This window comes from Roseateles sp. P5_E11 (assembly GCF_054049355.1).
This window is the reverse complement of record NZ_JBFUMO010000428.1, coordinates 1-5,184: the sequence shown is the minus strand read 5'-3', so window position 1 is coordinate 5,184 and position 5,184 is coordinate 1. Positions and strand designations below refer to the sequence as shown.

Sequence of the window (5,184 nt, the reverse complement as noted above, 5' to 3'; positions counted from 1 at the left end):
ATCTTGAAGCCCACCACGTCCTTGCGGATGGGGATGTAGACGGTCGAATGCGCCATCGTGATCCAGGGCCGCTCGTGCTTGAAGATCTCCTGGGCCTTCTCGTACAGCGCGATGCGCTTTTTCTGGTCGGGCGTCGCGCGGGCCTCGTCGATGAGCTTCTCGAATTCGGCGTTGCAGAACTTGATGCCGCTCTTGTTGGCCGCGCAGCTCAGGTTGGGCGTCAGGAAGTCGTCCGCATCCCCGGTCTCGCCGCTCCAGCCACTCATGTAGACGTTGTGCTCGCCGTTGTTGGCGCGCTTGAGGTACTCGCCCCACTCGAAGGTCTTGATGCTGGCCTTGACGCCGATCTTGGCCCAGTCCTGCTGGATCAGCTGGGCCATCAGCTGGCCGTTCGGGTTGGTCGGGCGCTGCACGGGCAGGGCCCAGAGGTCGATCTCGAAGCCGTTGGGAAAGCCCGCCTTGGCCAGCAGCGCCTTGGCCTTCGCCGGGTCGAACTCGTTCTTCAGCTTCTTGTTGTAGCCGGGGATGGCCGGCGGGAAGGCGCTGACGGCCTGCATGGCGTCGCCGCGCGGGAACAGGGCCTTGAAGATGGCGTCGCGGTCGACGGCAATGTCCAGGGCCTCGCGCACCTCGCGCTTGTCGGTGGGCGGCTTCTTCAGGTTGAAACTCAGGTAGGAGATGTTGAGCGCCTGGATCTTCTCGATGCTGATGTTGGCGTTGTTCGCCAGCGGGGCGATGTCGACGTCGCGCAGGGCTGCCGTTACATGGCATTCGCCGGCGGCGATCTTCTGCACGCGCACATTGGGCTCACGGCTGATGCTGAAGACCAGATTCGACGTGGGCTGCTTGCCGCCCCAGTAATCTGGGTGCGCTTCCATACGCAGCACGTCGTCCTTGGCATAACTTTTGAAGCGAAAGGGCCCCGCGCCGACCGGCTGCACATTGATTTGCGAGGCCTTTCCTTCCTTCAGTAGCTGCGCGGCGTACTCGGCGGACTGGATGCCCGCCCAGGCGAAGGCGAAGTTTGCGACGAATGTCACATTGGGCTGACGAAGCCGGAAACGAATTGTGCGGTCGTCGATTTTGTCGATGCCCTCGATCAGCTTGGTCAGTCCAAGGTTCTGCGGGTAGATGAAATTTGCCGGAAACGCCCTGTTGAACGGGTGGTTGGGGTCGATGAAGCGTTGAAAAGTGAACAGCACATCATCTGCATTGAGGTTGCGGGTGGGCCTGAACCAGGGGGTGGTGTGGAACTTCACGCCGTCCCGCAATCTGAAAATGAAGCTCTTCGCGTCGGGCGAGATTTCCCAGCTTGTGGCGAGCTTGGGGGTCAGCTCCGTCGTGGGTCGTTTGAAGCCAAGCAACCCGTCGAACATCTGTGCGCTGACCGTGTTGGTGCTAGCGCTGTCCCACATTCCAGGGTCAAAACCTTCCGGACTGGCGTCGGCGCAGTAGATCAGCGGCTTGTTTTGGGCTTGCACCGCAGGCGCGCTGGCCAGCGCAACCAGGGTCAGCAGGGCGAAGTGCAGGGGCTTCATGACGGTGGCTTTTCAGAGGGAGAACGGGCGGGAATTGTTTGGAGCACGACCCGTCGCGGCAAGGGCGGCGAAGGTCGAGACGCATAACCCAAACTTATACCCTCCGCGCCCCCTAGTTCGTAACGTTTAGCCACGGTCCCGTCAGGGCCTGCCATCAGAATCCGTTCCGCCCCCCTAGGCCACCCCCCTAGTACCGAAGTGCAGCGACGTTCGCTGCTAAGGATTGCTTTTCCATGACTGACCCCCAGCGCCGTAAATTCCTCCAGTATTCAGCCGCTCTTGGCGGAGCTGTTCCCTTGGCCGGTTGCGGTGGTGGAGGGGGAGAGGCCATGGCCGAGGCGACTGCGTCGGACGGAGCGACCGTCACTGCTTCGGTGATCAAGCTGCCCACGACCGCTCCTGCCCCCGCACCCGTTCCGGCTCCGCCCCCGGCTCCAGCTCCGGCCCCCGCACCTGTGGCCACTCCGACGCTCGGCCTGTTTACTGGCGCGATGCAGTTCAGCTTGGTCAGTACCAAGACGCAAGCCAAGGCGCCCTTCAGCCTGGGCTTCGCCTTCAAGCGCGGCGACATCCCGGCGGGCAGCACGGTGGGCTCTAGCCTGTCTGTGTTGCAGGTCACACCACGTACGACCTGGCCTGACGGCTCCCTGAAGTTCGCCCAGATCGCCGGCTTTGCCGACCTGACGGCCAACAGCTTGCTGACCGTGCGGCTGCGTCGCGTTGCAGCCAGCGCTGGCAGCGCTGCGCTGCTGACCGTTGCGGACCTGAAGAAAACTGGCATCACCGCCGAGGTTGGCGCCGGCAGCCTCGGCACGGCCAGCTTTGGCGCCGCCGACTGGGATGCGCCGCAGGCCACCTGGGTCAGTGGCGCGCAGATGTCGTCCTGGGTCTTCCGCAAGCCGGTGGGCAGTGACGCTCACCTGGTGGCCTGGTTGGAGGTGCGCCTGTTCGCCGGCGGCGCCGTCGAGGTGCTGCCCTGGATCGAGAACGGCTATCTGATGGTGGCGGGCCCGACCAGCAAGGCGGCGACCTACACCTTCAAGATCAATGGCACGCAGCGTTTCTCGGCCACCATCGACCTGTCCCACCATTGCCGCACGGCGTTGATCAACGGCACGGCCCTGTCCTACTGGCTGGGCACAGATCCCGATGTGACGCCGCGCCATGACCTGGCCTATCTGCAGGCCACCGAGCAGGTGCCGACCTACAGCGCCCGCGTGGACGCCAATGGCGCCGTCGCCCAGTGGCTGGTGACCAGCTACACGCCGCTGGACAAGGCCAACTTCACCTACGCAGGTGACTCCATGGCGGCCACCGGCTACCAGGAACCCATCGGCCTGCTGCCGATGCATGACGCGCTCTATCTGACCTGCGAAAGCAGCAACACCTATGCGGCCGTCGTGCGCAACGGCTTCGCCGCCGGTCGCTATCCGCTGTTCTACCGCGACGAGAAGACGCAGCGCCCGATCCGCTTTTCCCAGTACCCCAACCTGGTGTTGCACAAGGACAGCCGCGTCAGCGACCTCGGCAGTTCGACGCGCAGCCAGTTCACGCCCCAGCCCACCGGCACGCAGTCGCCGCGCTGGGACTGCGCCCACAGCCCCTCGGTGGGTTATATGGCCTATCTGGTCACGGGGCGCTGGTACTTCATGGAGCAGGTGCAGTTCGCCGCCACGCTGAACTACCTGAGCAAGGCCGACGAGCCCAATATGCGCCGTGGCTCGCAAGGCCTGGTGCAGTCCTGCTTCGGCGGCTGGCAGACCCGTTCCGCTGCGTGGCAGTGGCGCGCTCTGACTCAGGCGCTGAACGTGACGCCGGACGACGACACCACGCTGCGCCAGGAGTTCATCAACTGCGTGCAGTCCAACATCGAGAACTTCCACGCCGTCTACGTCGCCCAGCCCAACAACCCCTATGGCTGGATCCAGCCGGGCGAAGGCTACGAGAACACCATGCAGTTCGGTGCGGTCTGGCAGCAGGACTTCGTCACCGCCGCCTTCGGCTACTCGTTGTCCATGGGTCTGCCGGTACCGGCGGCCGTCGAAACCAAGCACGCGGCCTTCTTCCGCTGGAAGGCGCGCAGCGCCGTCATGCGCCTGGGGCCGGCCACCGGCTTCTGGTACGTGAACGCGGCCGTCTACACCATGAGCATTTCGCCTGTTGCGGTGCCCGACTTCCAGACCGGCAAGGGCCCCTGGCATCTCAACGATGCGGCTGTCTACCTGGCCAGCTACGCCAGCCAGCCGGCCTGGTTTGGCACCGTGGAAGGTAAGCTGGCGGGCGAGATCATGCCGGGTGATCGCGCGGCATGGGGCAACCTGACGACGGCCATGGCCTATGCAGTCAGGCATGGCGTCGACGGCGCCGCCACCGCCTACCAGCGCCTCATTTCGGCCAGCAACTATCCGGCGCTGCGAGATGCCTTCAACAGCGCGCCGGTCTGGTCGGTGGCGCCGGCGCGGGTCATTCCAAGCTGGCTGGCCAGCAAGCCCTTGAACACCTGGTTCGAGATCCCCGGCACGGCTGGCGCCGGCGGCGCGGCAGTCGATGCCTACAGCGGCATCGCCATCAACGACCGCACCAGCGAAATCATCATCGCGGCGGCCGGTGGCCATACCGATTCCTACGACAACCGCGTCGTCTCCATCAGCCTCGCGTCGGACGCGCCGACCTGGAAGGTGCGCCTGGCGGCCAGCAAGAGCTACGCGCAGAATGTTGCCCACTACACCGATGGCATGCCGTCGTCGCGCCATCTCTACAGCACGGCTCATTTCATTCCGCAGATCAACCGCCTGATGCTGTTCGGTGCGCGCGGTGTGTACGGTTCATCCTGGGACTTTGCCAAGGTCGACGCCTTCAACCTCGACACCAACACCTGGGACAAGGCCGGCACCTGGGCCGACATGCCCTCGGGCTATTACGGTGCTGCGCAGATCCGCGCGACCGGCGAGGTTGTCAGCACTGGCCTGAAAAAGTGGTCGCCCGTCGATAAGAAGTGGACGGACCTCGTCACCAACCCCGTGGGTGACGCGGTGCGCTGGCCCATCGCCTTCGATGCGCGACGCAACCAGATGTTCTGCCTGCAATGGGGCGACGGCCAGGGCTTCGACCCGCAGCGCATGGTGGCCAGCCGCGTTCCGCTGGGCAGCGGCCAGCAGATCGCCGTCACATTCAACGCCAGCAGCGCGCTGACGCAATGGCAGAACGAAAAGCCGAGCTATGCGGCGATGGACTATGACCCGGACAGTGACCGCTTCCTGTTCTACAGCGGCCAGGGCGAAGCGGCGGGCCGTGTCTACGTCGTCACGCCCAATGACAGCAATGTCTGGGACATGAGCCTGCTCAATGGTGGCAGCCAGAAGATCGCGCCCACCCCCGACAACGGCAGCGGCCTGCAGAACCGCATGCGCTACGTGCCGGCTCTGCGTGGCTTCGTGCTGCTGACGCGTGGCAGCGCCAACCTCTACTTCCTGCGCACGGCCTGACATGCAGCCCCTCGTCCGGCCGCACACCGCTGAACGCGGCGCGACCGACCGGTCTTGCAGACCGCGCTGCGGCAGTGCCGCAGCCCTTCGGCAGGCACATGGCGCCCACTGGGCGCCATGTGTCCGGCCTCAGCCCCCGGGGGGACGGCGATGCTTGCGGC

2 protein-coding genes are annotated in these 5,184 nt (G+C 64.9%); one reads left to right on the top strand and one right to left on the bottom strand.

The genetic code is table 11. The annotated features are described in order from the left end of the window. A partial coding sequence (locus ACXJKR_RS23785) for an ABC transporter substrate-binding protein (RefSeq protein WP_457324914.1) occupies positions 1 to 1,538 on the bottom strand: 1,538 nt, incomplete at its 3' end. 491 nt (positions 1,539 to 2,029) lie between these two features. Between ACXJKR_RS23785 and ACXJKR_RS23780 the strand changes: the two genes are divergently transcribed. Continuing rightward, on the top strand, positions 2,030 to 5,023 hold the full coding sequence (locus tag ACXJKR_RS23780; RefSeq protein ID WP_457324913.1) for a hypothetical protein: 2,994 nt from the start codon (positions 2,030 to 2,032) through the stop codon (positions 5,021 to 5,023). The last annotated feature ends 161 nt before the right edge of the window (positions 5,024 to 5,184 follow it).